This is a genomic window from Brevundimonas sp. (genome assembly GCF_013823285.1).
Taxonomy (GTDB): Bacteria; Pseudomonadota; Alphaproteobacteria; order Caulobacterales; family Caulobacteraceae; genus Brevundimonas.
Window position 1 is genome coordinate 1 of sequence record NZ_PNLV01000166.1, and the last position, 3,368, is coordinate 3,368.

Here is a 3,368-nt window from a genome sequence, read left to right on the forward strand (position 1 = left end):
GGCCTGAGCCGCCATCACTCCAGACACACCACCTGGGCCACGCGCAGGTCGCGGCGCAGGCGGTCGGCGACGCGGTAATAGTTGTCGATGGTGACCGGCTCGCCCAGGGCCGGCTCTCCCGCGCGCACCGTGCCGCGCAGCACCGGGCCCAGGGTGTCGGGCGCGGTGGTGTAGATGCGGCCCCGGCGCGGGGCTTCCGCGATGGTCACTCCGATCACCCGGCCCTGGCGGTCCATGGCCGGGGCCCCGGACAGACCCGACAGTGTGCCCGAAAGGCCGTCCGTGCGCCCCACCTCGGCCCAGGCCAGCACCGGCTCGTCCCGGGCCCCGCGCCCGGAGATGCGCAGGGTCTCGCGGCCCAGCAGGCGCGAGGTCACCTCGCCCGGCCCCCCTTGAGGATAGCCGGGATGGAACGCCCGCTGGCCCTGATGCAGGGGCGCCTCCAACGCCAGGGGCATGGCCGTGGGGCCGCCGTCGGTGATCAGCAGGGCCACGTCCGCGCGTGGCGCCAGACGCACGTCGGCGGCCACCGCGCGGCCGCCGCCGATGATCAGGGCGGGCCGGGGACAGCCTTCCACCACATGGCGAGCGGTCAGCCAGCGGCCTTCCGACGAAATGGCGAAGGCGGTGCCCATGGAGGGCTGGAAATTGGGCGGGGTCTCCACCATCACCATCGGGTCGAACGGGGTGACGGGGCCCAGCAATGCGCCCTCGGCCTCGTCCGGCGGAGGCGGGGCGGGCGGATTGTAGACCCGCTCGCGCCGGGTGGTGGCGACCATCAGCAGGGCCAGCACAACGACCCCGTAGATCAGCCAGTCTGGAACCCTGGGAAAGCGCACCTGGCGGATCTGGCCTCCCTCAGCCGGTCAGGGCCGCGGCCAGGATCAGGGCCGTGGCCACCTTGGCGGCGACCAGCAGCACCGCCGCCGGGACCTCGCCGTCCTGGATGCGCTGGGGCAGGCCGGTCAGGACCATGTCCACCACGCGGAAGGCCAGCAGCTGCATGACGATGGTGGCCACGCCCCAGATGAGGATGTCGCGCACCGAGGTGGACACAGACAGCGAAACCGACAGGGGAATGGCCAAGCCCACCAGCACCCCCCCCAGGGCTACGGCCGCGGCGGCGTTGCCCTCTCGGATCAGGGCGATCTCCTTCCACGGCGTCAGCAGCGCATAGACCGTGGCCCCCGCGAACAGCAGACCCAGCGTCACCGCCGCATGCATCAGGGCGATGGGAAATCCGGCGGCGAAGGCCTGGACCTCCGGGCTGGACAGACTGGGAACGAGCGACTGCGGATCCATGGCGCTTCATATAGGGACGAAGGGTGTGGAAAGCCTTGCCCGACTCCCGGACCAATCCGCAAGCGCGTGCGGGCCACACCGCGAGGAATTCGCCGATGGGTTGTCCGGCGTCCGGTTCAGGCCGCCGCTTCGGGGGCCGGCGTCGCGCGCCGGACGCTGGCCCGGACCTTCTCGCTTTCGGACTTCAGCTGGCCGCAAGCGGCCAGGATGTCGCGTCCGCGCGGGGTGCGGATCGGGCTGGCGTAGCCAGCCTTGTTCAGGATCGCCGCGAAGCGCTCGATGGTCTTCCAGTCGGAGCACTCGTAATCCGTCCCCGGCCACGGATTGAACGGGATCAGATTGACCTTGGCCGGAATGCCCTGGATCAGCTTGACCAGCGCCCAGGCTTCCTCCGGGCTGTCATTGACGCCCTTCAGCATGACGTATTCGAACGTCACCCGCCGCGCGTTGGAGATGCCCGGATAGGCCCGGATGCCCGCCATCAGCTGTTCGAGGTCGTACTTCCTGTTCAGGGGCACCAGCACGTCGCGCAGAGCGTCGTTGGTGGCGTGCAGGCTGATGGCCAGCATGGCCTGGGTCCGCGTGCCCAGCGCGTCCAGCTGCGGCACGACGCCGGAGGTGGAGACCGTGATCCGGCGCCGCGACAGGGCGATGCCCTCGTTGTCCGAGATGATGTCGATGGCGTCGGCGACATGGTCGAGATTGTAGAGCGGCTCGCCCATGCCCATGAACACGATGTTGGACAGGCGGCGGTCTTCCTTGGGCGACGGCCATTCGTCCAGATCGTCCCGCGCCACCTGCACCTGGGCCACGATCTCGGCGGCGGTCAGGTTGCGCACCAGCTTCTGGGTGCCGGTGTGGCAGAAGGTGCAATTCAGGGTGCAGCCAACCTGCGACGAGACGCAGAGCGCCCCGGCCCGGCCCACGTCGGGAATATAGACCGCCTCGATCTCGATGCCCGGCGCGGTGCGGATCAGCCATTTGCGGGTGCCGTCCTTCGACACCTGACGCTCGACGATCTCGGGGCGGGCCAGGGTGAAAGCCTCGGCCAGCTTCGCCTGGGTGTCCCTGGCGATGTTACTCATGGCCGCGAAGTCGGTGACGCCGTAGTGATGAATCCAGCCCCAGATCTGGCTGGCGCGCATCTTCGCCTTCTCCGGCGGGCAGATGTCGGCGTCGATCAGGGCCTGACGCAGGCCCGCGCGCGTCAATCCGGACAGATTGACGGGGGCCGCTGCGGCCGCGCTGGAAACACGCGAAAGATCGAGGGTCACGCCCACGGGCAAAGGTCCATGCGTTGGAGGGAGGCCGCCCCTATAGCACAAAACGGAGCGGATTTAAGGTGGGGGCGGATGGGGCGTTGCGGAAGGGCGGGGTTGAGGCACACTGACCGTCATCGTCCAGGGGCGTAGTTCTGATGAAACCGGTCGCATTGATGGTGGATGTCGACGGCGTCGTGGTGCGCCACCCTCATCCCCTGGGTTGGTCAGCCCACATCGAGCAGGAGCTCGGGATTCCGCGCGCAGCGCTTCAGGCCGCCTTTTTCCAGCGGCACTGGGACGACATCATCCACGGGCGCGCCGCCCTTCGCGACCGCCTTGAGGAGGCGCTCCGGGAAATCGCCCCCCATGTCCGTTGTGATCAGCTGATCGACCACTGGTTCGAGGGTGACGCTCATCTCGATGAGGCGTTGCTGGCCCAGCTCGCGGCTGTCAGGGCGGCAGGGGTCTCGCTTCATCTCGCCACCGTGCAGGAGCACGAGCGAGCGGCCCATCTCTGGAACACCCTGGGTCTTCGCGACCATTTCGATGACATGCACTACGCGGCCCAGCTTGGCGCATCGAAGCCGTCGCCTGGCTTCTATCTGGCCGTCGAAACGCGCACGAGTCTTGCGCCCGAAGCCATCGCCTTCATCGACGACAGCCAAAGGAACGTCGAGGCCGCCCTGGCCCGCGGATGGACGGCGGCGCTATGGACCCCCGGGGCGACGCTCCGGGATCTGATCCCTGAACTGAGCCATCCTTAGTCGCACCCTGCGTACATCAGCCCAACGCCTCCCCCAAAAA

4 protein-coding genes are annotated in these 3,368 nt (G+C 68.6%); 1 reads left to right on the plus strand and 3 read right to left on the minus strand.

All coding sequences use genetic code 11. The features are described 5' to 3' along the window. Window positions 1-14: 14 nt before the first annotated feature. The 3 genes from C0461_RS13920 to rlmN form a co-directional block, all read right to left on the minus strand. Entirely contained in the window at window positions 15-839 is an 825-nt protein-coding gene (locus C0461_RS13920; protein ID WP_292107847.1) for a serine protease, read from the minus strand. 19 nt (window positions 840-858) lie between these two features. Then, window positions 859-1,302, minus strand: a complete 444-nt coding sequence (locus C0461_RS13925) for a DUF350 domain-containing protein (protein WP_292107849.1) — start codon at window positions 1,300-1,302, stop codon at window positions 859-861. 116 nt (window positions 1,303-1,418) lie between these two features. Then, window positions 1,419-2,582 (minus strand): 23S rRNA (adenine(2503)-C(2))-methyltransferase RlmN, encoded by a 1,164-nt coding sequence (gene rlmN / locus C0461_RS13930; protein WP_292107851.1) that lies wholly within the window; start codon window positions 2,580-2,582, stop codon window positions 1,419-1,421. Between the two features lie 137 nt (window positions 2,583-2,719). Here rlmN and C0461_RS13935 point away from each other — a divergent pair, with 137 nt between their 5' ends. Further along, window positions 2,720-3,328, plus strand: coding sequence for an HAD-IA family hydrolase (locus tag C0461_RS13935; protein WP_292107852.1), 609 nt, complete (start codon window positions 2,720-2,722; stop codon window positions 3,326-3,328). Window positions 3,329-3,368: the final 40 nt, after the last annotated feature.